20 protein-coding genes are annotated in these 23,973 nt (G+C 73.6%); 7 read left to right on the top strand and 13 right to left on the bottom strand.

Annotation, left to right across the window (positions count from 1 at the left end):
• Positions 1–86: 86 nt before the first annotated feature.
• A complete protein-coding gene (locus ACFVX9_RS06845; RefSeq protein WP_387980793.1) occupies positions 87–842 on the top strand; it encodes a TetR/AcrR family transcriptional regulator in 756 nt (251 codons plus the stop codon).
• Between the two features lie 73 nt (positions 843–915).
• On the opposite strand, the gene ACFVX9_RS06840 is transcribed toward ACFVX9_RS06845, so the two are convergent.
• From ACFVX9_RS06840 to ACFVX9_RS06805, 8 genes are all read right to left on the bottom strand, one after another.
• Complete coding sequence (locus ACFVX9_RS06840) at positions 916–1,767, bottom strand: fumarylacetoacetate hydrolase family protein (protein ID WP_363371865.1); 852 nt, start codon at positions 1,765–1,767, stop codon at positions 916–918.
• A gap of 207 nt (positions 1,768–1,974) precedes the next feature.
• The gene (locus ACFVX9_RS06835; RefSeq protein WP_363371862.1) at positions 1,975–3,183 is read right to left on the bottom strand and encodes a serine/threonine-protein kinase; all 1,209 of its coding nucleotides are present in this window, start codon (positions 3,181–3,183) and stop codon (positions 1,975–1,977) included.
• Positions 3,184–3,281: 98 nt separating this feature from the next.
• Positions 3,282–4,265, bottom strand: coding sequence for an ABC transporter substrate-binding protein (locus tag ACFVX9_RS06830; protein WP_387980790.1), 984 nt, complete (start codon positions 4,263–4,265; stop codon positions 3,282–3,284).
• A gap of 137 nt (positions 4,266–4,402) precedes the next feature.
• On the bottom strand, positions 4,403–5,194 hold the full coding sequence (locus tag ACFVX9_RS06825; RefSeq protein WP_350879624.1) for an amino acid ABC transporter ATP-binding protein: 792 nt from the start codon (positions 5,192–5,194) through the stop codon (positions 4,403–4,405).
• Positions 5,191–6,303: an amino acid ABC transporter permease gene (locus tag ACFVX9_RS06820; protein ID WP_387980788.1), complete on the bottom strand. Its 1,113-nt coding sequence runs from the start codon at positions 6,301–6,303 to the stop codon at positions 5,191–5,193. Before ACFVX9_RS06820 ends, ACFVX9_RS06825 begins: the two co-directional genes overlap by 4 nt.
• A gap of 28 nt (positions 6,304–6,331) precedes the next feature.
• Positions 6,332–7,282, bottom strand: coding sequence for an ABC transporter substrate-binding protein (locus ACFVX9_RS06815; protein WP_387980786.1), 951 nt, complete (start codon positions 7,280–7,282; stop codon positions 6,332–6,334).
• A gap of 10 nt (positions 7,283–7,292) precedes the next feature.
• Entirely contained in the window at positions 7,293–7,805 is a 513-nt protein-coding gene (locus ACFVX9_RS06810; RefSeq protein WP_387980784.1) for a GNAT family N-acetyltransferase, read from the bottom strand.
• Positions 7,802–8,962 (bottom strand): LLM class flavin-dependent oxidoreductase, encoded by a 1,161-nt coding sequence (locus ACFVX9_RS06805; RefSeq protein ID WP_387980782.1) that lies wholly within the window; start codon positions 8,960–8,962, stop codon positions 7,802–7,804. The genes ACFVX9_RS06810 and ACFVX9_RS06805 overlap by 4 nt, the downstream gene beginning before the upstream one ends.
• A 664-nt stretch (positions 8,963–9,626) precedes the next feature.
• Here ACFVX9_RS06805 and ACFVX9_RS06800 point away from each other — a divergent pair.
• The 3 genes from ACFVX9_RS06800 to ACFVX9_RS06790 all read left to right on the top strand — a co-directional run bounded on the left by ACFVX9_RS06800 (position 9,627) and on the right by ACFVX9_RS06790 (position 15,131).
• Positions 9,627–10,610: an amino acid ABC transporter permease gene (locus tag ACFVX9_RS06800; RefSeq protein ID WP_380424402.1), complete on the top strand. Its 984-nt coding sequence runs from the start codon at positions 9,627–9,629 to the stop codon at positions 10,608–10,610.
• Positions 10,607–12,658 (top strand): FAD/NAD(P)-binding protein, encoded by a 2,052-nt coding sequence (locus tag ACFVX9_RS06795; RefSeq protein ID WP_387980779.1) that lies wholly within the window; start codon positions 10,607–10,609, stop codon positions 12,656–12,658. The genes ACFVX9_RS06800 and ACFVX9_RS06795 overlap by 4 nt, the downstream gene beginning before the upstream one ends.
• Positions 12,659–12,845: 187 nt before the next feature.
• Complete coding sequence (locus ACFVX9_RS06790) at positions 12,846–15,131, top strand: FdhF/YdeP family oxidoreductase (protein WP_380372586.1); 2,286 nt, start codon at positions 12,846–12,848, stop codon at positions 15,129–15,131.
• A 77-nt stretch (positions 15,132–15,208) separates the two neighbouring features.
• Here ACFVX9_RS06790 and ACFVX9_RS06785 read toward each other — a convergent pair whose 3' ends face one another.
• Entirely contained in the window at positions 15,209–16,858 is a 1,650-nt protein-coding gene (locus ACFVX9_RS06785) for an NlpC/P60 family protein (RefSeq protein ID WP_387980777.1), read from the bottom strand.
• Positions 16,859–17,191: 333 nt separating this feature from the next.
• On the opposite strand from ACFVX9_RS06785, the gene ACFVX9_RS06780 reads away from it, so the two are divergent.
• Both ACFVX9_RS06780 and ACFVX9_RS06775 read left to right on the top strand, forming a co-directional pair.
• Positions 17,192–18,376, top strand: a complete 1,185-nt coding sequence (locus tag ACFVX9_RS06780; RefSeq protein WP_380372581.1) for an anion permease — start codon at positions 17,192–17,194, stop codon at positions 18,374–18,376.
• A 26-nt stretch (positions 18,377–18,402) separates the two neighbouring features.
• Positions 18,403–18,651, top strand: coding sequence for a hypothetical protein (locus ACFVX9_RS06775; RefSeq protein ID WP_063347835.1), 249 nt, complete (start codon positions 18,403–18,405; stop codon positions 18,649–18,651).
• Between the two features lie 130 nt (positions 18,652–18,781).
• Here the strand turns inward: ACFVX9_RS06775 and ACFVX9_RS06770 are convergent, their stop codons facing one another.
• Positions 18,782–20,329 carry an MDR family MFS transporter gene (locus ACFVX9_RS06770; protein WP_063347836.1) on the bottom strand — a complete coding sequence of 516 codons (1,548 nt, stop codon included), beginning with the start codon at positions 20,327–20,329 and terminating at the stop codon, positions 18,782–18,784.
• A 169-nt stretch (positions 20,330–20,498) separates the two neighbouring features.
• Positions 20,499–20,948: a MarR family winged helix-turn-helix transcriptional regulator gene (locus ACFVX9_RS06765; RefSeq protein WP_371517154.1), complete on the bottom strand. Its 450-nt coding sequence runs from the start codon at positions 20,946–20,948 to the stop codon at positions 20,499–20,501.
• 112 nt (positions 20,949–21,060) lie between these two features.
• On the opposite strand from ACFVX9_RS06765, the gene ACFVX9_RS06760 reads away from it, so the two are divergent.
• On the top strand, positions 21,061–22,113 hold the full coding sequence (locus ACFVX9_RS06760) for an ABC transporter permease (protein WP_380336811.1): 1,053 nt from the start codon (positions 21,061–21,063) through the stop codon (positions 22,111–22,113).
• 70 nt (positions 22,114–22,183) lie between these two features.
• Here ACFVX9_RS06760 and ACFVX9_RS06755 read toward each other — a convergent pair whose 3' ends face one another.
• Both ACFVX9_RS06755 and ACFVX9_RS06750 read right to left on the bottom strand, forming a co-directional pair.
• Positions 22,184–23,404, bottom strand: coding sequence for an ROK family transcriptional regulator (locus ACFVX9_RS06755; protein ID WP_063347838.1), 1,221 nt, complete (start codon positions 23,402–23,404; stop codon positions 22,184–22,186).
• A gap of 18 nt (positions 23,405–23,422) precedes the next feature.
• The gene (locus ACFVX9_RS06750; protein WP_387980773.1) at positions 23,423–23,965 is read right to left on the bottom strand and encodes a GtrA family protein; all 543 of its coding nucleotides are present in this window, start codon (positions 23,963–23,965) and stop codon (positions 23,423–23,425) included.
• Positions 23,966–23,973 lie beyond the last annotated feature (8 nt).

Here is a 23,973-nt window from a genome sequence, read left to right as displayed (position 1 = left end):
CCGGGCGGGCCCACACAAACACACGTTCGGGAAACCGCCGCGCGCGACAGGATCCGATCGGGCCCACGCCCATTACGCTGACCGCCATGGAAGCCCGCCCCGCCACGGCAACCGACCAGGTGCCCGCCCCGGCCGCACCCGGCCCCCGCCCGCGCCGCACCGGCTACCGGCGGCTGCCGGTGCAGCAGCGCCGCGAACAGCTGATCGCGGTCGCCCTGGAACTGTTCGCCGCCCGGCCGCCCGAGGAGGTGGGCCTGGACGACGTCGCCGAGGCCGCCGGGGCCTCCCGCCCGCTGGTCTACCGCTACTTCGCGGGCGGCAAGCAGCAGTTGTACGAGGCCGCGCTGCGCAGCGCGGCCGACGAGCTGACCAGCCGCTTCACCGTCCCGCTGGCCGGGACCCCGTCCGAGCAACTGGCGGCCGTCCTGGACGGCTACTTCGCCTTCGTGGCCGAGCACGACGCCGGCTACTCGGCGCTGCTGCGCGGCGGTTCGGTGGTGGAGACGGCCCGCACCTCGGCGATCGTCGACGACGTCCGGCGGGCGGCGCTCAAGCGGACCCTGCGGCACCTCGGCGTGCGGGAGGCCGGGCCCCGGCTGACACTGCTGGTGCGCTCGTGGATCGCGGTGGTCGAGGGCGCGTCGCTGACCTGGCTGGACGAGGGGCGCACGCTGCCGGTGGGCGAGCTGCGCGACTGGCTGGTGGACCAGTTCACGGCGATGGCGGCGGCGACCGCGCTGCACGACCCGCAGACCGCGCAGGTGCTGGCCCTGCTGCTCGCGCTGGAAGGGCCGCAGGCGTCGCGGGCCGAGCGGCTGCGCGAGGTGCTGGCGGCCCGGTGACCCGACCCCCGTGCCCGGGGTCGGGGCGGCCGGTGCCGCGCCGGCGGGGTTGTCAGGGAGTGTCAGGCACGCCCTACGCCTTGCCGAGGACCTGCCGCTGGCGGCCGAGGCCCTCGATCTCGATCTCGACGATGTCGCCCGGGGCCAGGAACGGCGTGCCGGGGTGGCCCAGGGTGACGCCGGCCGGGGTGCCGGTGACGATCACGTCGCCCGGCTCCAGGACCATGAACTGGCTGACGTAGCGGACCAGTTCGAGCACCGGGAAGATCATCTTGCCGGTGTTGCCGTCCTGCCGCAGGCCGCCGTTGACCCACAGCCGCAGCGGCAGTTGCTGCGGGTCGGCCACCTCGTCCGCGGTGACCAGCCAGGGCCCCAGCGGGGTGAAGGTCTCCGCCGACTTGCCCTTGTCCCACTGGCCGCCGCGCTCGAACTGGAAGGCCCGTTCGGTGACGTCGTTGGCGATCGTGTAGCCGGCGATCACCGCCGCGGCCTCCTCGTGCCCGGCCAGGTAGCGGGCGGTGCGGCCGATCACGACGGCCAGCTCGGCCTCGTAGTCGGTCTTCTCGCCGCCACGCGGCACCAGCACCTCGTCGTACGGGCCGACCACGGTGCAGCTCGGCTTGAGGAAGATCACCGGCTCGTCCGGGGGCGCGACCCCGGCCTCGGCGGCGTGGTCGCGGTAGTTGAGCCCGATGCCGACCACCTTGCCCGGGCGGGCGACCGGCGCGCCCACCCGCTGCCCGGCGAGGTCCACCCGGGGCAGCGCCCCGGCGGCCACGTCCCGCGCCAGGGCGGCGGCGTCCAGCCCGGCCAGGAAGGCCCCGTCAATGTCCCGGGCACGCCCGGAGAGGTCGTACCCGATGCCGTCCTGGCCCAGCACGACCGGGCGCTCGGCGCCCGGGGGTCCGACGCGGAGGAGCTTCATCGATCCGTCACCAGCCTTTTCGTCGCAGCTCACCGGGGCGGCCGAAGACACCGCACCCGACTCTGGCAACGAGGTATATCAACGCCGCCGGCCGTGAACCAGACCGTCCCGGTGGGCGGATTCCTCTCAATTCCCACAGTCGCCGCAGACGCCGAATCAGCGGCCCGCACGGTTGACAGCCTCCCGCCCGTACGGCGCCGAGGGCCCTCAGCCGCCCTGCGGACCGCCGCCGAGCAGGCCGGCCAGGCTCAGCGCCCGCGGCCGGCCCGGCCCGCTCCGGGCCGCCTCCCGGTGCCAGCGGTCGAGGTCGCGCAGCGCGTCGGCCCGGACGTCCGGCTCGGCGGCCGGCTCCGCGGCCAGCTCGCGCAGCAGCGCGACGGCGGCGCCCGGGCTGCCGTCCTGGGCCAGCCACAGGGCCAGGTCGTGGCAGGTGCGCAGGGTGCGCGGGTCGGCCGGGCCGCAGATCCGGGCGAGGTCGGGGATGAGCGCGGTGAGCATCTCGACGGCCTCCCCGGGGGCGCCCTGCGCGCCGCGTAGCCAGGCCTGGTCGGCCCGGCGGCGCAGCTGCTCCGGGCTGGGGTCGTCCGGGCGGAGCACCCCGGGCCGGATCCGGCGCAGCCGTTCCAGCACCTCGGCGGCGGTGGCCGGCCGGTCCGCGGGCCGTTTGGCGAGCAGCCCGGCGACCAGGTCGGCCAGCGCCGGATCGGTGCTGCGCACCCGGGGCGGGGTCTCCTCCAGGTGCTTGTACATGTACTCGGCGGCCGAGGAGGCGCGGAACGGGCGCCGCCCGGTGCAGAGTTCGTACAGCATGACGCCGAGCGCGTAGAGGTCGGCCCGACCGTCCACGGCGGCGCCGGACCAGCACTCGGGCGCCAGGTACGGGACGGTGCCGACCACGCTGCCGGTGGAGGTGAGCACCGCGGACTGGGTGAGCAGCCGGGCGATGCCGAAGTCCAGCACCTTGGCCTTGCCGCCCGCGTCGACCATCACGTTCTCGGGCTTGATGTCGCGGTGGACGACGCCCGAGCGGTGCGCGGCGTCCAGGGCCTTGCAGACCTGGCGCATCCACTTCAGCGCGGCCTCCTGATCCGGGACGCCGTCCTTGAGGATGTCGGACAGGGCCCGGCCGCGGACCAGTTCCAGCACCAGGTAGTGGGTCCCCCCGGTGGCGGTCGCGACCAGGCCGTAGTCGTACACGGTCACGATGTGCGGATTGGAGAGGCCGCCGGCCGTGCGGGCCTCGCGGACGAACCGCCCGACGGCCTCCCGGTCGGCGGCGTGCTCCGCCAGCAGCAGCTTGACCGCGACCTCGCGGTCGAGCCGCTGGTCGGTCGCCTTCCAGACCACCCCGAAGCCGCCCCTGCCCAGCCACTCGTCCAGCCGGTACCGGCCGTCGAGCACCTCCCCCTGCTGCATGTCCTCCCCCAAGTCCGCCGTGTCCGGGCGGTGTTCGCCGTCGGATCGGAGGGGTCACCATAGCGGCGGGGGGCGGCGAACGGGTGAACGGACGGGCCCTACGGCTTGGGCAACCCGGGCGGGTTGACCTCGGAGGTCGGCACCGCCTCGTTGTCCAGGCCCCAGCGCTTGAGCACCTGGCCGTAACTGCCGTTCCTGATCACCTCGTTCAGCGCCCCGTTGAGCGCCTGGACCAGCCCGTTGCCCTTGCGGGTGGTCGCGGCGATCTTGCCGAGGACGTCCGCGCCGCCGCCCGAGTAGGTGCCGACGATCTCGGTCTCGCCGGTCTGCGCGACGTGGAAGGCCAGGTTGGGATTGGGGCCGACGTAGGCGTCGATCCGGCCGGAGGAGAGCGCCAGGTAGAACTCGGCGCCCTGGAAGTACTTGATGTCGATCGGCTTGAGGCCGTTCCTGGTGTTCTCCTCGCTCCAGGAGATCAGCAGCTTCTCCTGGTTGGTGCCGGAGGAGACGCCCACCGACCTGCCCGCCAGGTCCTTGGCGCCGGTGACCTTGAGACCGCTGCCCTTCCTGGCCTCGAAGCCGAGGACGTCCAGCCGGTAGGTGGCGAAGTCGTACTTCTCCTTGCGCGCCTCGGTGACGGTGATGTTGGAGAGGCCGACGTCGTACTTGCCGCTGTCCAGGCCGACGAAGATGTTCTCCCAGGAGACCGGGTTGAACTCGACCTTGAGGCCGAGCACGTTGCCGACCAGGGCGGCGATGTCCGGCTCGACGCCGATGATGGTCCTGTCGTCGTTGGCGTAGAAGTCCAGCGGCGGGGTGGTGCCGAGGGAGTCGACGACGGCCAGGGTCCCCCTCCTCCTGATCTCCTCCGGGACGAGCGCCGCGATCGCGTCGACCTTGGCCGTGGTCACCCGCTTCTGGTCGGCCGTCAGGTTCACCACGGCGCCGTTCGGCGCGGTGCTGCCCTTGGCCGGGGCGAGTTCCGCCGTGGCCCCCGAGGACGCGCCGCCGCAGGCGGTCAGGGCGAGGGCGGCGGCGAGCGAGCCGGCGGCGGTCACGAGGGCGCGACGGGGTAGGGGCATGGCGGAACTCCTGCTCGGTGAAGGGGGTTTCGGTGCGGCGGGAAGGGCTGGAGGCCCTCGGCTCAGGGCAGATCGGCTCGGGGCAGCTCGGCTCGGAGCACCTCGGCTCAGAGCACCTCGGCTCAGAGCACCTCGGCTCAGAGCACCTTGGCGAGGAAGGCCCGGGTGCGTTCGTGCCGGGGGCGGTCCAGGACTTCGGCCGGCGGGCCCTGCTCGACCACCACGCCGCCGTCCATGAAGACGACGGTGTCGGCGACCTCGCGGGCGAAGCCGATCTCGTGGGTGACCACGATCATGGTGGTGCCGGTCCGGGCGAGGTCCTTGATGACGTCCAGCACCTCGCCGACCAGCTCCGGGTCGAGCGCCGAGGTGGGCTCGTCGAACAGCAGCACCTTCGGCTCCAGGGCCAGCGCCCGGGCGATCGCCACCCGCTGCTGCTGGCCGCCGGAGAGCTGCCGGGGGTACGCGGCGGCCTTGTCCGCCAGCCCGACCCGCTCCAGCAGCGCCAGCGCCGTAGCCCTGGCCTCGGCCCTGGGGCGGCGCAGCGCGGCGATCGGTGCCTCGACCAGGTTCTCCAGCACGGTGAGGTGCGGGAACAGGTTGAAGTTCTGGAACACGAAGCCGATGTGGGTGCGCTGGCGCAGCACCTCGCGCTCCTTGAGCTCGTACAGCCGGTCGCCGGAGCGCCGGTAGCCGATCAGCTCGCCGTCGATGGCGACGTAGCCGCCGTCGAGCTTCTCCAGGTGGTTGATCGCGCGCAGCAGCGTGGACTTGCCGGAGCCGGACGGGCCGAGCACCACGGTGACCGAGCCGGCCGGGACGTCCAGGTCGACGCCGCGCAGCACCTCCAGTGGCCCGAAGCTCTTGTGCAGGCCGCGGACCTGCACCATCGGTGCGGCCGCCGGTTCGGTCCTGGTGAGCGTGGTCATCGACGTCCTCCGGTGGTGCGGGCGGTCGCTGCGCGGGCGGTCGGCGTGCAGGTGGTCGGCGTGCGGGTGGTCGGCGTGCGGGCGGGCAGGCTCCGGACGAAGGCCCGGGCGCGCTGGAGCGGGGTGGGCGGCGGGGTGCGCTGCGCGCCGCGGGCGAAGTAGCGCTCGACGTAGTACTGGCCGATGGACAGCACCGTGGTCAGCAGCACGTACCAGACGGTGGCGACCATCAGCAGCGGCACCACCCGGCCGGTCCGGCCGTAGACCACCTGGGCCTGGTAAAAGAGCTCGCCGATGGCCATCACGTAGACCACCGAGGTGCCCTTGAGCAGCGAGATCACCTCGTTGGCGGCGGCCGGCAGGATGCCGCGCATCGCCTGCGGCAGCACGATCCGCCGGCTCTGGCGCCAGCGCGGGATGCCGAGCGCGGTGGCGGCCTCCCGCTGGCCGGCGTCCACCGCGATGACGCCGCCGCGGATGATCTCGGCGGCGAACGCGGCCTGGTGCAGCCCGAGGCCGAGCACGGCGGCGCCGAGCGCGCTCAGCACGCCGACCGTCTCGAAGTCCCCGAAGGTCGGGCCGAACGGGATGCCGATCCCGAACCGCTTGTAGAGGTACGACAGGTTGAACCAGAACACCAGCTGGACGATCAGCGGGATCGAGCGGAACACCCACACGTACGCCCAGGCGATGGACTGGAGGATCGCGCTGCGGGACAGCCGCATCGCGGCCACCACGGCGCCCAGCAGGAAGCCCAGCCCGGTGCCGTAGACGGTGAGTTCGAGGGTGCGGCCGACCGCCTGGACGATCGTGTCGGCGGTGAAGTAGAGCCGGAAGGTGGCCCAGTCCCAGCCGGGGTTGGTGGCCAGGCCGTGGGCGAACTGGGCGAGCACGACGAGGGCGGCGACCCCGATCCCCCAGCGCCAGGGGTGCCGGGCGGGGACGGCCCGCAGAGCGGCCAGTTCGTCGAGGTCCAGGCGGGGGCCGGTGCCCGGACCGGGATCGGGTCCGGTCGCCGGTGCCCGCTCGGCCCGGACCGGGGCCTGGGCTTGGGCCTGGGCCTGGGCTTGGGCTTGGGCTTGGGACGTCGCGGTGGTGCTGACAGTCATCGGGGGGCTCCTTCGGCAGACCCGGGGATCACTGGTGTTCGGGCGGGCTGATCAGGGACTCCTTGATCGCCGATTCGGCGACCCCCCACTTCTTGAGGATCCGCTCGTACGTCCCGTCCTTGATCAGCTGGTTGACCGCCGCCTGGAAGGCCGGGGTGAGCTTCGAGCCCTTCTTGAACGCGAAGCCGACGTCCAGCCGGTGGAACTCGCCGAGGAAGCGCGTCCCGGAGGCCTCCTGCGCGGCCTGGTAGCGCAGGCCGTTGATGGTGGACATCAGGACGTCGACCCGGCCCTGCTGGAGGCCGGTGAGCACGGCCCCGGGGTCGCTGAACGCCTTGACCTCGTACGGCTTCTTCCCGGCGTCGGTGCAGACGGTGCGCTTCGCGTTCAGCGTGGTCTCGAAGGTGGTGCCGGCGCCGGTGCCGATGGTCAGCCCGCAGAGCTGGAGCAGGTCGGTGACCGGCTGGACGCCCTGATTGTCCTTGCGGACCGCGAAGCCCTGGCCGTCGTCGATGTAGGTGACGAAGTCGATGGTCTTCAACCGGGCCGTGGTGACCCCGAAGTTGCCGGTGCCGACGTCGAACTTGCCGCTGTCCAGGGCGGGCAGGATGGTCTCGAAGGCGGCCTCCTGGCGCTGCACGGTCAGCCCGAGCAGCCTGGCCACCGCATCGGTGAAGTCCACGTCGATCCCGGCCGGCTTCTTGGTGGCCTGGTCGGCGTAGAAGGCGGTGGGCGGCGAGCCGAAGGACGCGCCGAAGGTCAGCGTGCCGGCCTTGCGGACCTCCTCGGGCAGCAGCGCGGCGGCGGCGTCCGACTTCGCGAGGCCGGAGACGACGTCCTGGGAGACGGCGGTGGCGGCGGGCCCGCTCGCCCCCGCCGGGCCCGCGATCTTCGGGTCCGAGCCGCACGCGGCCAGCGCCAGCACCGGCAGCAGGGCGGTGGCCGCGAGCAGGCGGCGGCGGACGGTGGTGCTTCTCACGGGGGGCCTTTCAGGAGGTCGGAGCCAGCACCGGCAGGTGCTTCTCGAAGGGGAGCGGGCCGATGGTCAGGGGATCGGCGGCGACGTCGAACAGCGGGGTGTAGCCGGACGCCAGGTAGAGGCCCCTGGCCTCGGGCTGGCGCGGACCGGTGGTGAGGTAGATCCGGGCGTAGCCGGCGGCGGCCGCCGTCCGCTCCAGCTCGGCCAGCACCCGGCGGGCCAGGCCGCGGCGGCGGTGCGCGGAGTGCGTCCACATCCGCTTCAGCTCGGCGGTGCGCTCGTCGTACCGCTTGTACGCGCCGCCGGCGACGGGCTCGCCGTCCTCCAGCAGGAGCAGCAGGACGCCGTGCGGCTCGGCGAAGGCGTCCCGGGGGTAGCGGGTCATCTCCTGGCGCGCCTCGGGGCCGTAGCGGCTGACGTACTCGTGGGTGAGCTCGCGTAGCAGCGGCTCGACCAGCGGGTCGTCGATGGTGACCCGGCGGAACCCGGCCGCCGGGCCCGCCTCCCGGTCCGGAGCGCTCACGCCTGCACCGCGATCAGCTGGTGCCGGTCCCGCTCGGCGCGCTCGGCCACCGCCGCGGCCTTGGCGGCGTCGCGCTTGGCGACCTCCTCGCGGACGATCGGGATGACGTGGCGGCCGAAGTCGATCGCGTCGTCGAGCAGGTGGTAGCCGCGGGCGGAGAGGATGTCCACGCCGAGGTCGTAGTAGTCGAGCAGCGCCTCGGCGACCGTCTCCGGGGTGCCGACCAGGGCGTTGGAGTTGCCGGCCCCGCCGGTGGCCGCGGCGGTCGGGGTCCACAGCGCGCGGTCGTAGCGCTCGCCGGCCTCGGCGATCTCGATCAGCCGCTGGGAACCAGTGTTTTCGGGCGCTGCGGCGCCGAGCGGGCGGCCCCGGCGGACGAGATCCCCGGACTCCCGGCGGGCCTTGATCGCGGCCACCGTCCGGTGCGCCTTCTCCCAGGCCAGTTCCTCGGTCGGCGCGATGATCGGCCGGAACGCCACCTGGATCCGCGGCACGTCGGTGCGCCCGGCGGCCCGGGCCGCCTCCTTCACCCGCTCGATCTGCTCGGCGGTGCGGGCCAGCGGCTCGCCCCACAGGCAGTAGACGTCCGCCTCGGCGCCGCCGGCCGCGTAGGCGGCGTCCGAGGAGCCGCCGAAGGAGACCCCGGGGCGCGGCTGCTGGACGGGGAAGACGTCGGAGACGAAGTCGTTGAAGCGGTAGTGGGCGCCCTCGTGGTCGAAGGGCTCCCGGCTGGTCCACGCCTTCTTGACGATGCCGATGTACTCACGGGTGCGCTCGTAGCGCTCGTCCTTGGACAGGAAGTCGCCCTCGCGCTGCTGCTCGTGGTCGCTGCCGCCGGTGATGAAGTGGACGGTCAGCCGCCCGTCGCTGATCTGGTCCAGGGTCGCGAAGGTCTTGGCGGCGAAGGTCGGGTAGGAGACGTTCGGCCGGTGCGCCAGCAGGATCTGCAGCCGGTCCAGGTGCGAGACGAGGAAGGCCGCCGCGGCCGCGGGTTCCGGGGAGCCGGCGCCGTACGCGAAGAGCACCCGGTCCCAGCCGTGGTCCTCGTGGGCCCGGGCCAGCCGCAGGGTGTAGTCGCGGTCGAAGGCGGCGGTGGAGCGGGGGGTGGTCTCCGAGCCGTCGCCGGTGGCGGCGATACCGAGGAATTCGACGGGCATGGCGGAACCTTTCGGGGTGAGCGGAGTCCGGTGGACTGCGGGTGGGCAGGCCGGAGCCGGCCGGGGCGGGGCGGCCGTGAGCACGGGTGCGCGGCGGCCGCGCCGACGGTGGGGTCGGCGCTCGCGCGGCGGGAGGAGGTGGGAGGCAGGCGTGGACGAGGGAGTACTGCCGGAGTTCAGTGCGCGGTCGTCGGACGGCAGCGTGCGCCTGGGACGCCGTCAGCTGCGGACGGCTGGTCCCGGCCCGCGGCGGGGCAGACCGAGGGAGGGCTCCCCGCGGGAGATCAGAGGGCCGGACGGGCGGCCCGCTGCCGGGTCAGCCGCGACACGCCGCGGACCACACCCGACCGAAGTCGATGTGGTCGCGGGTGACCAGGGGCTGCTCGGCGTACATGGCCTCAAGTTGAACAGCCTGCCAAGTGGTCCGTCAACCACCCATCATTGCCGCTCTGTTGCGATCTCCTGTCGCCCTGCGACCGGTCCGCGCCGGGCCCCGGCCAGGGCCCGGACCACCCTTGACAGCCGTCGATCGCGCATGCGTACGATCACGGCGGAGTGCAGTGCACAGCGCCGGCCGTGTTGAGGGACACGGGCCGGTGCGACGGCCGTACGTGACCACACCCGTACCTCCCGCCCGCCCGCACCTCCGCCAGGAGCCGCCGCCATGGCCAGCCCGCAGGACCTCCTCCCCGCCCGCTCCACGCCCACCCCCGCCTCCACCTCAGCCCCCGACCTCCCCGGCCCACCGCCCGACCCCGGCGCCCGGATCGTCGCCCGCCGCCGACCCGGGCAGTGGGTCTGCGCCGGGATCGCGCTGCTGCTGACCGCGATGGCCGTCAACTCCGTGGTGCGCAACAAGGCCTTCCAGTGGGACGTGGTCGCCGACTGGTTCACCGCCGGGTCGGTGCTCAACGGCCTCACCCTGACCCTCTGGCTCACCGCCGTCACCCTCGCCCTCGGCTTCGTCCTCGGCACCGGCCTCGCCGTCATGCGGATGTCCGGCAACCCGGTGCTGCGCACCCTGAGTTGGGGCTACATCTGGATCTTCCGCTCCACCCCGCCGCTGGTGCAGCTGCTGTTCTTCTTCAACATCGGCGCGCTCTACCCGACCCTCGGCCTCGGCATCCCGTTCGGCCCCGAGTTCGTCACCGTCAAGACCGTCAACCTGATCGGCCCCACCCTCACCGCCGTCATCGGCCTCACCCTGCTGGAGACCGCGTACGCCGCCGAGGTGATCCGCGGCGGCATCCTGTCCGTCGACCGCGGCCAGCTGGAGGCCGCCTCGGCGCTCGGCCTCGGCCGGTGGCGGGTGCTGCGCCGGATCGTCGTCCCGCAGGCGATGCGCTCGATCGTGCCGACCGCCGGGAACATGCTGATCAGCGCGCTCAAGGGCACCAGCATCGTCAGCGTGCTGGCCGTCTCCGACCTGCTCTACTCGGTACAGCTGGTCTACCTGCAGTCGTACCGGGTCATCCCGATGCTGGTGGTCGCCACCATCTGGTACCTGGTGGTCACCACCCTGCTGTCCGTCGGCCAGTACTACGTCGAGCGCCACTACGCCAAGGGCGCCACCCGGGACGGCCTGCCGCCCACCCCGCTCCAGCGGACCCGGGCCGCCCTGCGACGGCTGCGCGAGGTGGCGGCATGAACACCCTCGTGATCGTCGGCGCGGGCCCGCGGGGCACCGGGCTGCTGGAACGGATCGCCGCCAACGCGGCCGAACTCCTGCCCGCCGAAAGCCCGTTGCACGTCCACCTGGTCGACCCGCACCCGCCCGGCGCGGGCCGGATCTGGCGCCACGAGCAGTCCCCGCTGCTGCGGATGAACTCGATGGCCGAGGACGTCACCATGTTCACCGACGAGCGCTCGACCATCGACGGGCCGGTCCGCCCGGGCCCCTCGCTGGCCCAATGGGCGCTCCGGCGGCGGGAGTTCGCGCCCTACCGGGAGGTCGCCGACCCGGCCGTCCGGGCCGAACTGGACACCCTCGCGCCCACCGACTTCCCCACCCGCCGGGCCCAGAGCGCCTACCTGGACTGGGCGTTCCGCCGCGCCGTCGCCGACCTGCCGCCGCACGTCACGGTCACCGTGCACCGGGACACCGTCCGGCGGATCGACGGCCCGCCCGACGGCCCGCAGACCGTCCACCTCACCGGCCGGACGCTCACCGCCGACCACGTCGCCCTCACCCTCGGCCACCTCGACTCCACCCCGCACCCCCGGTACGCCGCCGACGCCGACTTCGCCGCCCGGCACGGCCGCTTCCACCTCCCGCCCGCCTACTCCGCCGACGCCGACCTGGACGGCATCGCCCCTGGCGAGCACGTCGTGCTGCGCGGCCTCGGCCTGGCCTCCGTCGACCTGGTCGCCCTGCTCACCGAAGGGCGCGGCGGCCGCTTCGAGCCCACCGGGGACGGGCTGCGCTACCGCCCGTCCGGCCGCGAACCGGTGCTGCACCTCGGCTCCCGGCGCGGCGTCCCGTACCACTCCAAGACCGACTACCGCCTCCAGGGGCCGCCCGCCCCGCTCCCCCGGTACTTCGACGCGGCCGCCGTGGACGCCGTCCTCGCCACCGACGGGCCGCTCGAACTCCGGCGCGACTTCTGGCCGTTGATGGCCAAGGAGACCGCCTTCGGGCACTACCACGAGCTGTTCCACGCCCACCCCGAACGCACCGCGCTGCCCTGGCCGGAGTTTCTGGCCCGGTTCGACCGGCACGACTGGTACTCCCCCGACCTGGCCGCCCTGGTCGCCGAGGCGGTACCCGACCCGGCCGACCGGATCGACTTCGAACGGCTCGACCACCCGCTGGCCGGCCTCGAACTCGGCTCCGCCGAGGAACTCCAGCAGCACCTGCGCGCCTACGTCACCGCCGACGCCGACCGCCGCGCCGACCCCGCGCACAGCGCCGACCTCGGCGCCTTCCTCGCCCTGCTCTCGCTGTTCGGCCAGCTCCCGCGCATCCTCGCGACCGGCCGGCTCACCGCCCGCTCGGTCGCCGAAGAGGTGGACGGGTGGTTCTTCGGCTACTTCAGCTACCTCGCCTCCGGCCCGCCCGGCTTCCGGCTGCGCCAGCTGCTCGCCCTCTCCGAGGCCGGGATCGTGCACTTCCTGGGCGCGGGCGTCCGGGTCGAACGGGACGAGACCACCGGCACCTGGCGGGCCGGCGGCGACACCGTGCCGGGCCACCGCATCACCGCCACCGCCCTGGTCGAGGCGTACCTGCCCAAGCACCAGCTGACCCGCACCCTCGACCCGGTGCTGCGCGAACTGCACCGCGCCGGGCGGCTCGTGGAGGAGGTGGTCGCCGACGAGGAGTACACCCACCGCTCCGGCCTGGTCACCATCGCCCCCGGCGACAGCCGACTGCTCGACCCGGCCCTGGGCGGCGCCCCGCACCCGCGGCGCACCGCACTCGGCCCGCACACCAGCCTGCGCGCCGCCGCCGCCTTCGCCCGGCCCCGCACCGATTCCCCGGGATTCCGACAGAACGACGCCGCCGCCCGCGCGCTGCTGCGGGCACTGGCCGCGCTCCCGGCCGCCGCCCCGGCGCCCGTCGTCGATCCCCCGCCCGCCCGCCGCCGCCAAGGCACCCGCCTCGCCGCGCGGTCGGCGGTCGCCGCCCCTGCTCCGCCGTGCGGTCAGCGCACCCCGCCACCGCCGCGCCCGCCCTCCGGCCGGACGAGGGGGGCCTGACGGCGGGCCCCGGGAGCGGCCCGGTCGCAGGTTCGGGGCCCGAAGACCCGTTCGACCCCCCTCCCCCCGTCCGTACCCGGGTGGAAGGATGGGCCCTCAGCCCCCGCGCCGAAGCGGCGGGCCCGGCGGGCCCGGTGTCACCCCGGTGTCACGGCCGCCGGACGAGCAGAGCCGAGGAGAAGCGGTCATGGCCAAGCAGGCCCCGCAGAGCGACCCGGCGCAGGACGCCCCCGAGGTGTCCGCGCCCCAGCACGCGGCGGCCGGGCTGCCCGCGGTCGGCCACAGCCTGCGGATGGCCGCCGAGCAGATGGGCCCCCTGCGCACCCTCGCCACGCTGCGCAAGGTCAACCAGCCGGACGGCTTCGACTGCCCCGGCTGCGCCTGGCCGGAGCCGGGCAAGACGCACACGGCGGAGTTCTGCGAGAACGGCGCCAAGGCCGTCGCCGAGGAGGCCACCGAGCGCCGGATCCGCGCCGAGTTCTTCGCCGCCCACCCGGTCGCCGAGCTGGCCGAGCGCTCCGGCTACTGGCTGGGCCAGCAGGGCCGCCTCACCCAGCCGATGCTGCTCGACGAGGGCGCCACCCACTACACGCCGGTCTCCTGGGACGACGCCTTCGCGCTGATCGCCGAGGAGCTGCGCGCCCTGGACACCCCGGACGGCGCCGCCTTCTACACCTCCGGGCGGACCAGCAACGAGGCCGCCTTCGCGTACCAGCTGTTCGCCCGCCGGCTGGGCACCAACAACCTGCCGGACTGCTCCAACATGTGCCACGAGTCGTCCGGCTCGGCGCTCACCGAGACGCTCGGCGTCGGCAAGGGCAGCGTCAGCCTCAAGGACCTCTACCAGGCCGACCTGATCATCGTGGCCGGCCAGAACCCGGGCACCAACCACCCCCGGATGCTCTCCGCGCTGGAGCGCGCCAAGCGGGCCGGCGCCACCATCGTGAGCGTGAACCCGCTGCCGGAGGCCGGCCTGGAGCGCTTCAAGAACCCGCAGCACGCGCGCGGCCTGGTCGGCCACGGCACCAAGCTGACCGACCTGTTCCTGCAGATCCGCCTCGGCGGGGACCTGGCGCTGTTCCGCGCGCTCAACCGGATGATCCTGGAGCAGGACGGCGTCGACCGCGCCTTCGTCACCGAACACTGCCACGGCTTCGAGGAGTTCGAGGCGCAGGCGGGCACGACCGACCGCGCCGAGGTGCTCGCCGCGACCGGCCTGCCGTGGGAGCAGATCGAGGAGCTCGGCCGGCTGGTGCTGGGCTCCCGGAAGATCATCGTCTGCTGGGCGATGGGCCTCACCCAGCACAAGCACGCCGTCCCGACCATCCGCGAGGTGGTCAACTTCCTGCTGCTGCGCGGCAACGTCGGCCGCCCGGGCGCCGGGGTCTGCCCGGTACGCGGGCACAGCAACGTCCAGGGCGACCGGACGATGGGCATCTTCGAGCGGCCCTCGACGGCCTTCCTGGACGCGCTCGGCAAGGAGTTCGGCTTCGAGCCGCCGCGCGCGCACGGCCTCGACTCGGTGGACACCATCCGGGCGATGCGCGACGGCCGGGTCGGGGTGTTCTTCGCGATGGGCGGCAACTTCGTCGCGGCCACCCCGGACACCGACGTCACCGAGGCGGCGATGCGCCGCTGCCGGCTGACCGTGCACGTCTCCACCAAGCTCAACCGCTCGCACGTGGTCACCGGCGCCCGCGCACTGATCCTGCCCACCCTGGGCCGCACCGACCGGGACGTCAGCGGCGCCGGCGCCCAGTTCGTCAGCGTCGAGGACTCGATGGGCCAGGTGCACTCCTCGCGCGGCGGCCTGCGCCCGCCCGCCCCGGGCCTGCTCTCCGAGACCGCGATCGTCTGCCGACTCGCCCGCAGCGTCCTCGGCCCCGGGGACACCGTGCCGTGGGAGGACTTCGCCGCCGACTACGACACCCTGCGGGACCGGATCGCCCGGGTCGTCCCCGGCTTCGAGGACTACAACGAGAAGGTCCGCCGCCCCGGCGGCTTCACCCTGCCGCACGGCCCGCGCGACTCCCGGACCTTCCCCACCGCGACCGGGAAGGCCAACTTCACCGTCAACCCGCTCACCGCCCCCGAGGTCCCGCCGGGCCGCCTGCTGTTGCAGACGCTGCGCTCGCACGACCAGTACAACACCACCATCTACGGCCTGGACGACCGCTACCGGGGCATCAAGGGCGGCCGCCGGGTCGTCCTGGTCAACCCGGCCGACGCCGCCGAACTGGGCCTGGCCGAGGGCGCCTTCGTCGACCTGGTGAGCGAGTGGCGGGACGGCGTCGAGCGGCGCGCCCCGCACTTCCGGGTGGTCCACTACCCGGTGGCCCGCGGCGGCGCGGCGGCCTACTACCCGGAGACCAACGTGCTCGTCCCGCTGGACTCCACCGCCGACATCAGCAACACGCCGACCTCCAAGGCCGTGGTCGTCCGCTTCGAGCCGGACACCGGCGCCCCGGCGTGACGCACGCGAAGGCCGCCCGGTGTCCGTGGACGCCGGGCGGCCTTCGTCATGGCTCAGGCCCTGTCCGGACCTAGGGCCTAGTTGCTGCCGAGCGGCAGTGTCGCGGTGGCGCTGCCCGGGGCCCCGGCGCTCGCCGAGCCGGTGGTGGTGGAGGCCGCGGTGCCGGTGGAACCCGGGGTGCCGGTGCCGGTGCCGGTGCCGGTCGGGGCGGGCGTCGCCGGGCCAGTGCCGGTCGGCGCCGGGGTGCCCGTCCCGGTCGGGGTGGGCGTGCCCGTCCCGGTCGGGGTGGGCGTGCCCGTCCCGGTCGGGGTCGGCGTGGGCGTGGGCGTGCCGGGGGCGGTGGTGCCGGTGCCGGACGGCGTCCCCGGGTCGGCGGGCGTTCCGCTCCCGGTGCCGGACGGCGTACCGGTGCCGGTGTCCGCGGGCGTGCCCGGGGTGGTGGACGGCGTGCCCGGGGTGGCCGGCGGGTTGGCGGGTGTGCCGGGGGCCGGGGCGGCCGGGACCTGGTTGGCCGGGCTGGGCGCGATCGGGGTGACGGTGTCCCAGCCGGCGGGCAGGTCGGGCACCTTCCAGCTGCCGCCGGCCTCGTCCGCCGCGCCGGACGGGTCGGGCCGCACCGCCCCGAGGATCGGCATCGAGCCGATCGGCGACACCTTGATGACGGCGCCCGGCCGGGGTGCCTGGACGACCAGCCCGCCGCCGATGTACATCGCGACGTGCGTGGCGCCCTCGAAGTAGATGACCAGGTCGCCGGGGCGGAGCTGGTTCAGCGCGATGTGCGGGAGCTGGGCCCACTGCTCCTGGCTGGTGCGCGGGATCGGCAGCCCGGCGTGCAGCCAGGCCTGCGAGGTGAGGCCCGAGCAGTCGTAGGAGTCCGGCCCCGCGCCGCCCCACAGGTACGGCTTGTTGAGCTGGGCGAGCGCGAAGGCGATGGCGGTGCGGCCGGCCGCCGACGGGGTGCGCTCGCCCTTGCCGAGGGCGCCGGAGGCGAGGAAGGCGAGCTGGGCCTCGTCGGCCTTGGCCTTCTCCAGCTTCTCCAGTTCGGTGCGCTGGGCGCCGGTGAGCGAGGAGACCAGCTGCTCGACGGAGGCGAGGTCGGTGGCGACCTTGGCCTTGGCGGCGTCCTGCTGGGTGACCAGCGTCTGGGAGGTCTTGAGCGCGTCCTCGGTCTGCTTCGTCAGGCCGGCGAGGGCCTCGCGGTCGGTCTTCAGCCGGTCCAGGAACTCGGACTGCGAGCGGCTGGCGGCGGTGAGCAGTTCCGCGATGGTGACGGCCTCGTACGGGTCCTTGGAGAGCAGCAGTTCGGCGTAGGCGGAGGCGGCGCCGTTGCGATACTGGGCGGCGGCGAGCTGGGAGGCGATGTCGGTGCCGGCGTCGACCTGCTTCTGCTGGCGGTCCATCCGGCCCTGGAGGTCGGTGAGCGCGGCCTGCTGCTCGGCGACCTTGGCGACGGCGCCGTTGTACTGCTCGGTGGCGGTCTCGGCGCTCTGGTAGAGCGCGTGCAGCTGGTCGAGCAGCGGGCCGAGGGTGGCCTTGGCGGCGGCGAGCGGGTCGTCGCCCGGACTGGCCGCGGTGATCGAGGCGCCCGGGTCGGGGGCGGCGTACGCGGCCTGCGCGGCGAGCGGGAGGGCGAGCGCGGCGGCCGCGAGGGCGGCTCCGCAGCGCAGTGCCGCCCGCAGCCAGGGCCGTACGACTGCCGTTTCAGTGCGCTGTGCAGCCCCGCCCATGGGTTGGTCCTCCCCGCCCCAGCCTGTCACCGGCGTCCCCGGATCCCGCAGATCCTCCCACGGGTTACTCACCGGAAACAGGGCGCATCCGGACTGGGAGGTTAATTCTCGGTTGATCTGTGAGACAGCTCTCAGCAAACCGGAGCGAACCGGGGCGAACTTCGCTAATGTCCAGCTCAGCGCGACCGCCGACACCCTTCCGAAAGCTTCCGGACACCACCGGGACACCAGCGGAACCACGATTCCCGGCTCAGTTCACCTTCCGTTTACCAAACAGACCTACGGTCGCGACGACACCAACGTCCGTGCGACAACTACGACGATTGTTTGGGTATGGAACACATCTCGTTCCTGGTAGCCGTTGTGATCATCACGGCGCTCGCCTTCGACTTCACCAACGGGTTCCACGACACCGCCAATGCGATGGCCACCTCCATCGCGACGGGAGCCCTCCGGCCGAAGGTCGCGGTCACCATCGCGGCCGTCCTCAACTTCGCGGGCGCGTTCCTGTCCGTGAAGGTCGCCACCACCATCTCCGGCGGCATCGTCAACGAGAAGAGCGGCATCCACCCCGAGATCATCTTCGCCGCACTGGCGGGCGCGATCCTCTGGAACCTGCTGACCTGGCTGCGCGGCCTGCCGTCCAGTTCCTCGCACGCGCTGTACGGCGGCCTGATCGGCGCCACCGTCGTCGGTGTCGGCATGAACGGCGTCAACTTCGACACCGTCCTCTCCAAGATCCTGATCCCCGCGATCGCCTCCCCGCTGGTCGCCGGCCTGGCCTCCTGGGGCGCCACCAAGCTGGCCTACGCGATCACCCGCAAGGGCAACGAGACCACCGCCACCAAGGGCTTCAAGACCGGCCAGATCTTCTCGTCCTCGCTGATCTCGCTCGCGCACGGCACCAACGACGCCCAGAAGACGATGGGCATCATCACCCTGACCCTGGTGTCGGTCGGCGCCCTGCCGCACGGCGCGCTGCCGCCCACCTGGGTGATCATCTCCGCGGGCGCCGCGATCGCGCTCGGCACCTACATGGGCGGCTGGCGGATCATCCGCTCGATGGGCAAGGGCCTCGCCGACATCAAGGCGCCGCAGGGCTTCGCCTCCGAGTCGGCCGCCGCGACCGTCATCCTGACCTCCTCGCACATGGGCTTCGGCCTCTCCACCACCCAGGTCTGCTCCGGCGGCATCATGGGCGCCGGCCTCGGCGGCCCGAAGGCCGAGCTGCGCTGGAGCCTGGTGCGCCGCATGGTCTACACCTGGGCGCTGACCCTGCCGGCCGCCGCGCTGGTCTCGGGCGGCGCGGCGCTGCTGGTCCGCCAGGGCACCTGGGGCATCGTCCTGGTGGGCGCCGTGCTGGTGGCCGGCTCCGGCGCGATGTGGCTGATCTCCCGCCGCCAGCCGATCAGCGCGGACAACGTCAACGACGTCAACGACGTCACCCCGGTGGAGGTCCCCACCACCGCCGCCCCCGCGAACGCCCCCACCCCCGCCTCGACCACGGTCGCGGCCTGAGCGCCGCAGGCTGAGGAGCACCCGCCATGCACATCAAGTGGAACGCCCTGGCCCAGACCGCCGGTGCCAGCTTCGGCATCACCGTCGCCGTGGTCTCCGTCTTCGCACTCGGCATCCTGGCCCTGTCCCGCCGCGAGGCCGCGCTGAGCGCCCGCGAGGGCGAGGCCGCCCAGGAGCCGGGCGGCGGCCGGCTGGCCCTGGCCGGCGCCTACGCCTGCTTCGGCCTCTGCGCCGCGGCCGTCGTCTACGGCCTGGTCCTGATCGCCGCACCGTAGCGCGTGGTCCTGGTCGCCGCGCCGTAGCGCGTGGCCGACGGTTCCCGCCGTCCGCGCGCGCGGGACGAACCGAACGGGCCGGGGAGTGTGATCCACACTCCCCGGCCCGTTCGCGCATCCCCGCCCGGAGTCAGCCCTGCTGGCTGGTCTTCAGCGCGGTCTCCCGGATGAACAGCACCGTGACGAAGGCCAGCGCCGCGAACGGCGCGGCCCACAGGAAGACGGTGCCGACGCCGTGCCCGAACGCGTCCGTCACCAGCGGGACGATCGGGGCGGGCAGCTTGTGCAGGTCCGGGATGCCCCCGCCGCCGGCCGCGCTCGCGGCCGGGATGTGCGCGGCGGCCAGGTTCTCCGCGAGGTAGTGGGTCACCTTGCTGTTCATCAGCGCGCCGAGCGCGGAGACGCCCATCGCGCCGCCCATGGTGCGGAAGAACGTCACCACGGAGCTGGCCGCGCCGAGCTCGTGGCGCGGCACCGTGTTCTGCACCGCGAGCACCAGGTTCTGGCTGGTCAGGCCGAGGCCGATGCCGGTGATCGCCATGTAGACGCAGAGCAGCTTGTAGTCGGTGTCGGCGCGGGCGGTGGCGAGCAGGCCGAAGCCGATCGCGAGCAGCGCCGTGCCGGCGACCAGGTAGGCCTTCCACTTGCCGTACTTGGTGATCAGCCGGCCGGCGACGGTGGAGGCGAGCGCCAGGCCGAGGATCATCGGCAGGGTCATCAGGCCGGCCATGGTCGGGGACTTGGCGCGGGCCAGCTGGAAGTACTGGCTGAGGAAGGTGGTCGCGCCGTACATCCCGACGCCGACCAGCACGCTGGCCACCGCGGCCAGGGTGACGGTGCGGTACTTGAAGAGGTCCGGCGGGATGATCGGCTCGGCGGCGCGGCGTTCGATCACCACGGCGAGGGCGCCCAGCAGCAGGCCGCCGCCGACCATCGCGGCGGTCTGCCAGGACAGCCAGTCGTAGTTCGTGCCGGCCAGCGTGATCCAGATCATCAGCAGGCTGACGGCGCCGGTGATGACCAGCGCGCCCAGGTAGTCGATCTTCGCCTTGCGCTTGACCACCGGCAGCTTGAGGGTGCGCTGCACCACCAGGATCGCGGCCAGCGCGAACGGGATGCCGACGTAGAAGCACCAGCGCCAGCCCAGCCACGAGGTGTCCACGATGACGCCGCCGATCAGCGGTCCGCCGATGGTGGCCAGCGCGAAGACCGCGCCGAAGTAGCCGCTGTAACGGCCGCGCTCGCGCGGCGGGACCATCGCGGCCAGGCAGATCTGGCCCAGCGCGACCACACCGCCGGCGCCGATGCCCTGGAGGGCGCGGCAGGCGATCAGCTCGGCGGTGTTCTGGGAGAGGCCGGCCAGGGCGGAGGTGGCGATGTAGATCAGCAGGGCTATCTGGAGCAGCAGCTTCTTGCTGACGAGGTCGGAGAGCTTGCCCCAGATCGGGGTGGAGGCGGTCAGGGTCAGCAGGGCCGCGGTGATCACCCAGGTGTAGGCGGACTGGCCGCCGTGCAGGTCGGTGAGGATGTGCGGCAGGGCGTTGGAGACGACGGTCGAGGAGAGCACGGCCACGAAGAGGCCGAGCAGCAGGCCGGACAGCGCCTCCATCACCTGCCGGTGGGTCATCGGTTGATCGTCGACGGCGGCTCCGACGGTCGCCTCGGCTGTGACGGTCATCTGGGTCCTTCGGCGGGAGGAGTGAGCGGGGAGTGGGGGTGCGCGGGCAGGGGAATTTCGTTGCCTTACGCAACCATAGGCCCGATGGTTGACTAAGGCAACTTTCTTCAAGCCCAAGTAAAGGCCTCGCCCCCAGGCCTGGATCCAGCCGCCGCGACCCGCCCCCCGGTCACTCCGCCGGCGGCTCCCCGATCACGTCGTTGAAGCGGTGCAGCAGCACCGCGAAGCGGTCCACGTCCTCCGGCGACCAGCTGCCCAGCAGCTCCCGCACCCGCCGCATCCGGACGTCCCGGGCCGCCAGGTAGCGCCGCCGCCCGTCCTCGGTCAGCGAGACCAGCGCGGCCCGGCGGTCCAGCGGATCCGTCTCCCGGGCCACCAGGCCCAGCTCCTCCAGCGCCCGGATCTGCCGGCTCACCGTGGCCTTGCCGACCGCGAAGTGCACGCCGACGTCCGTCACCCGCACCCGCCCGGCCTGCTCGATGTAGCCGAGCATGCTGTACGCCATCCCCTCCAGCTCGGGGTGCACCCGGCGTGAGAGCTCCGCCACTCGGGCCCGGCCCCGCCGGAACATCAGCGCGACCTCGCGCTCCACCGCCAGCAGGGATTCCTCGTCACTCACCGCGCCAGTATCCCGCAGCCGCACTGGCTGGAAGGCGGCGCGTGGGGTGCGACAAGCTAACTAGTTCATGGTATGAAGTATCCGTTTTCCCCCAATACACAAGGAGATGTGGATGGCCGCCCCGGGGCAGGGTTTCGTCGCTGAACTGAAGGGCGCGGTCACACCGCGTGCGGCACTGCTCGTGATCGGCGTGCTGCTGCTGCAGCTCGGCTTCATCACCTCGTACGTCGGGGCGCTGCACCACCCGGCCCCGCACGAGCTGTCGATCGCGGTGGTCGCCCCGCCGCAGGTCGCCCCCAAGCTGGTCCAGGCGCTGGAATCCGTGCCGGACGACGCCGTCAAGGCCGTCACCGCCCCGGACGCCGAGACGGCCACCCAGCAGATCAAGGACCAGAAGATCTACGCCGCGCTGGTCGTGAACCCGACCGGCACCGAGGACACCCTGCTGGTCGGCGGCGCCCGCGGCACCTCCGCCGCCAAGGCCGCCGAGTCCATCACCACCGCGCTGGACAAGGCCCAGGGCCGCACCGTCAAGGTCGAGGACGTCGTGCCGCTCGCCAAGGGCGACACCAACGGCCTCTCCGCGTTCTACCTGGTCATCGGCTGGTGCGTCGGCGGCTACCTGGTCGCCTCGATCCTCGGCATCAGCGCCGGCTCCAAGCCCGCCAACGTCCACCGCCTGCTGATCCGCCTCGGTGTGCTGGCGCTGTACTCGGTCGGCGCCGGCCTCGGCGGCACGATCATCGCCGGACCGGTGCTGGACGCGCTGCCCGGCTCGATCCTGGCCCTGACCGGCATCGGCGCCCTGGTGGTGTTCACGGTCGGCGCGTTCACCATGGCGCTGCAGTGCCTGTTCGACGTCATCGGCATCGGCGTCGCGGTGCTGATCTTCGTGGTGCTGGGCAACCCGAGCGCCGGCGGCGTCTACCCGGCACCGATGATGCCGCCGTTCTGGCGGGCCATCGGCTCGCTGATCCCGAACGGCGCCGGGACCAGTGCCACCAAGTCGATCGCCTACTTCGGCTCCACCAACCTGGGCATGCCGATCGTGGTCCTGGTGGTCTGGGCGCTGATCGGCATCGGCGTCGCCTACCTGGCCGTACTGCGCGGCCCGCGCTCCGGCGGCCGCGAGATCGTCGCCGCCGAGGCGCCCTCCGAGGCCTGATCCCCCGCGTTCCTGCGCCCGAGCCCCCGGCCGCCCGGCCGGGGGCTCGGGCGCGCCCCGGGCCGGGAGGTCAGCCGCCGGCGAGCCGGCCCGGGTCCGCGACGACGGCCCGCACCACGCCCACCGCGGCGCCCAGCAGCGGCCCGCGCCGGCCCAGCCGGGACACCGTCAGCCGCTCGTCCGACCAGGGCCGCACCGTCACCCGGGCGGCCAGCTCGGCCCGCATCGCCGGCAGCAGCCAGGGCGCCAGCCGGGCGTAGCCGCCGCCCAGCACCACCTCGGCCGGGTCCAGCAGGTTGACCGCCCCGGCGGCCGCGATGCCCAGCGCCGAACCGGCCCCGGCCAGCACCGCGAGGGCCGGCTCGTCCCCGGCCCCGGCCCGCCCGGCGAGCAGCGTCACCCAGTCGCCCCGCGCGCCCGCCGGCCCGGCCGCCCGCAGCACGGCCGCCTCCCCCGCGTACTGCTCCAGGCAGCCGTGCGCGCCGCAGGCGCAGCGGTGGCCGTCCGGGTGGACCGGTACGTGGCCGAACTCGCCCGCGTAGCCGCGCGCCCCGCGCAGCAGCCGCCCGCCGACCACGATCGCCGCGCCGACGCCGGCCTCGGCCGAGACGTACAGGAAGTCCTCCGGCCCGCCGCCCAGCCACCGTTCGGCCAGCCCGCCCAGGTTGGCCTCGTTGTCCGCCTCGACCGGCAGCTCGGCCAGTTCGGCCGCGCCGGCCGCGCGCAGCGCCGGGCGCAGTTCGGCCGCCAGCGGGACATCCCGCCAGCCCAGGTTGGCGGCCCGCTGGAGCACCCCGCCGGAGGTGCCGACCAGCCCGGGGACGGCCAGGGTCAGCCCGGCCGGGCGCAGGCCCGCCTCGGCGACGGCCGCGTGCAGCAGTTCGGCGAGGTCGGCCATGACCGCGGCGGGCCGGCGGCCCCGGTTGCGGACCTCGCGGCGGCGCCAGGTCCGGACCTCCCCGCTCAGGTCGACCACGCAGGCGCCGAGGTGCTCCACGCCGATCTCGGCGCCGAGGCCGCCGGGCCCGAGCGGGTTGAGCCCGAGCGCGGTGCCGGGGCGGCCGACCTTGCCGCTGGGCGCGGCCGGGCCCTCCTCGACGACCAGGCCGCCGGCGATCAGCTGCTCGGCGAGCGAGGAGACGGCGGCCCTGGTCAGCCCGGTCTCGGCGGCCACCTCGGCCCGGGAGCGCGGGGCGCGCGCGATCACCCCGAGCACCAGGGCCAGGTTGGCCCGGCGCATCCCCTGCTGGCTGGCGGGCCCGCTCCGAACCGCGTCCGGTTCCCCGCGCATAACCCTCACCTCACGGCCTTATGGGGCATCCCGTGGCATCTCGGGTGCAGCGTAACCGGGTTCGTACCTCGGGTGCGCCCGTTCGGCGGGCCGGGTGAAGACCCACCGCTGCATCGCCCAGAAGCGGAACAGCATCGCGACGAAGGTGCCGACGACCATCCCGCTGAGGAAGTCCGCGGTCTCCTGGACGAACGGGCCGACGTACGGCTCGCGCAGGTCCAGGGCGTAGCGGGAGAGTGCCAGCGGCAGGTCGTTGACGGCGATCGCCATGGCGCTGACCAGGAAGAACAGCAGTGCCTCGCGCGGGTGCCCGGCCGTCCGGAAGGCCCAGCGACGGTTGAGCACGTAGGAGACGACGGTCGAGATCACGGTCGCGACCGTCAGCGCGACCACCGGCTTGTGCTCCAGCACGGTGAACTTCAGCTCGAAGTCGGTCACCGTGGTGAGCACGAAGCAGGCGCCGCCGACCAGCAGGAACTTCACCAGCCGGCGGTGCCGCAGCAGGAACGGACGCAGCCGGGCCGGCACCCGGGCCAGGGCGCGCTGCGTGGGGGACGGCATCTCCGCAG

This window comes from Kitasatospora sp. NPDC058243, from assembly GCF_042882025.1.
Taxonomy (GTDB): Bacteria; Actinomycetota; Actinomycetes; order Streptomycetales; family Streptomycetaceae; genus Kitasatospora.
The sequence above is the reverse complement of the archived record's forward strand: the minus strand, read 5'-3'. Positions and strand labels throughout refer to the sequence as shown.

Excerpts from the sequence above, each read along its gene's own strand:
- ACFVX9_RS06750 (WP_387980773.1), bottom strand. The coding sequence starts at position 23,965 with ATGCCGTCCCCCACGCAGCGCGCCCTGGCCCGGGTGCCGGCCCGGCTG.
- ACFVX9_RS06790 (WP_380372586.1), top strand. The coding sequence starts at position 12,846 with ATGGCCAAGCAGGCCCCGCAGAGCGACCCGGCGCAGGACGCCCCCGAG.
- ACFVX9_RS06800 (WP_380424402.1), top strand. The coding sequence starts at position 9,627 with ATGGCCAGCCCGCAGGACCTCCTCCCCGCCCGCTCCACGCCCACCCCC.
- ACFVX9_RS06840 (WP_363371865.1), bottom strand. The coding sequence starts at position 1,767 with ATGAAGCTCCTCCGCGTCGGACCCCCGGGCGCCGAGCGCCCGGTCGTG.
- ACFVX9_RS06845 (WP_387980793.1), top strand. The coding sequence starts at position 87 with ATGGAAGCCCGCCCCGCCACGGCAACCGACCAGGTGCCCGCCCCGGCC.
- ACFVX9_RS06825 (WP_350879624.1), bottom strand. The coding sequence starts at position 5,194 with ATGACCACGCTCACCAGGACCGAACCGGCGGCCGCACCGATGGTGCAG.
- ACFVX9_RS06805 (WP_387980782.1), bottom strand. The coding sequence starts at position 8,962 with ATGCCCGTCGAATTCCTCGGTATCGCCGCCACCGGCGACGGCTCGGAG.
- ACFVX9_RS06760 (WP_380336811.1), top strand. The coding sequence starts at position 21,061 with ATGGCCGCCCCGGGGCAGGGTTTCGTCGCTGAACTGAAGGGCGCGGTC.
- ACFVX9_RS06835 (WP_363371862.1), bottom strand. The coding sequence starts at position 3,183 with ATGCAGCAGGGGGAGGTGCTCGACGGCCGGTACCGGCTGGACGAGTGG.
- ACFVX9_RS06820 (WP_387980788.1), bottom strand. The coding sequence starts at position 6,303 with ATGACTGTCAGCACCACCGCGACGTCCCAAGCCCAAGCCCAAGCCCAG.
- ACFVX9_RS06780 (WP_380372581.1), top strand. The coding sequence starts at position 17,192 with ATGGAACACATCTCGTTCCTGGTAGCCGTTGTGATCATCACGGCGCTC.
- ACFVX9_RS06830 (WP_387980790.1), bottom strand. The coding sequence starts at position 4,265 with ATGCCCCTACCCCGTCGCGCCCTCGTGACCGCCGCCGGCTCGCTCGCC.
- ACFVX9_RS06775 (WP_063347835.1), top strand. The coding sequence starts at position 18,403 with ATGCACATCAAGTGGAACGCCCTGGCCCAGACCGCCGGTGCCAGCTTC.
- ACFVX9_RS06770 (WP_063347836.1), bottom strand. The coding sequence starts at position 20,329 with ATGACCGTCACAGCCGAGGCGACCGTCGGAGCCGCCGTCGACGATCAA.
- ACFVX9_RS06795 (WP_387980779.1), top strand. The coding sequence starts at position 10,607 with ATGAACACCCTCGTGATCGTCGGCGCGGGCCCGCGGGGCACCGGGCTG.
- ACFVX9_RS06755 (WP_063347838.1), bottom strand. The coding sequence starts at position 23,404 with ATGCGCGGGGAACCGGACGCGGTTCGGAGCGGGCCCGCCAGCCAGCAG.
- ACFVX9_RS06785 (WP_387980777.1), bottom strand. The coding sequence starts at position 16,858 with ATGGGCGGGGCTGCACAGCGCACTGAAACGGCAGTCGTACGGCCCTGG.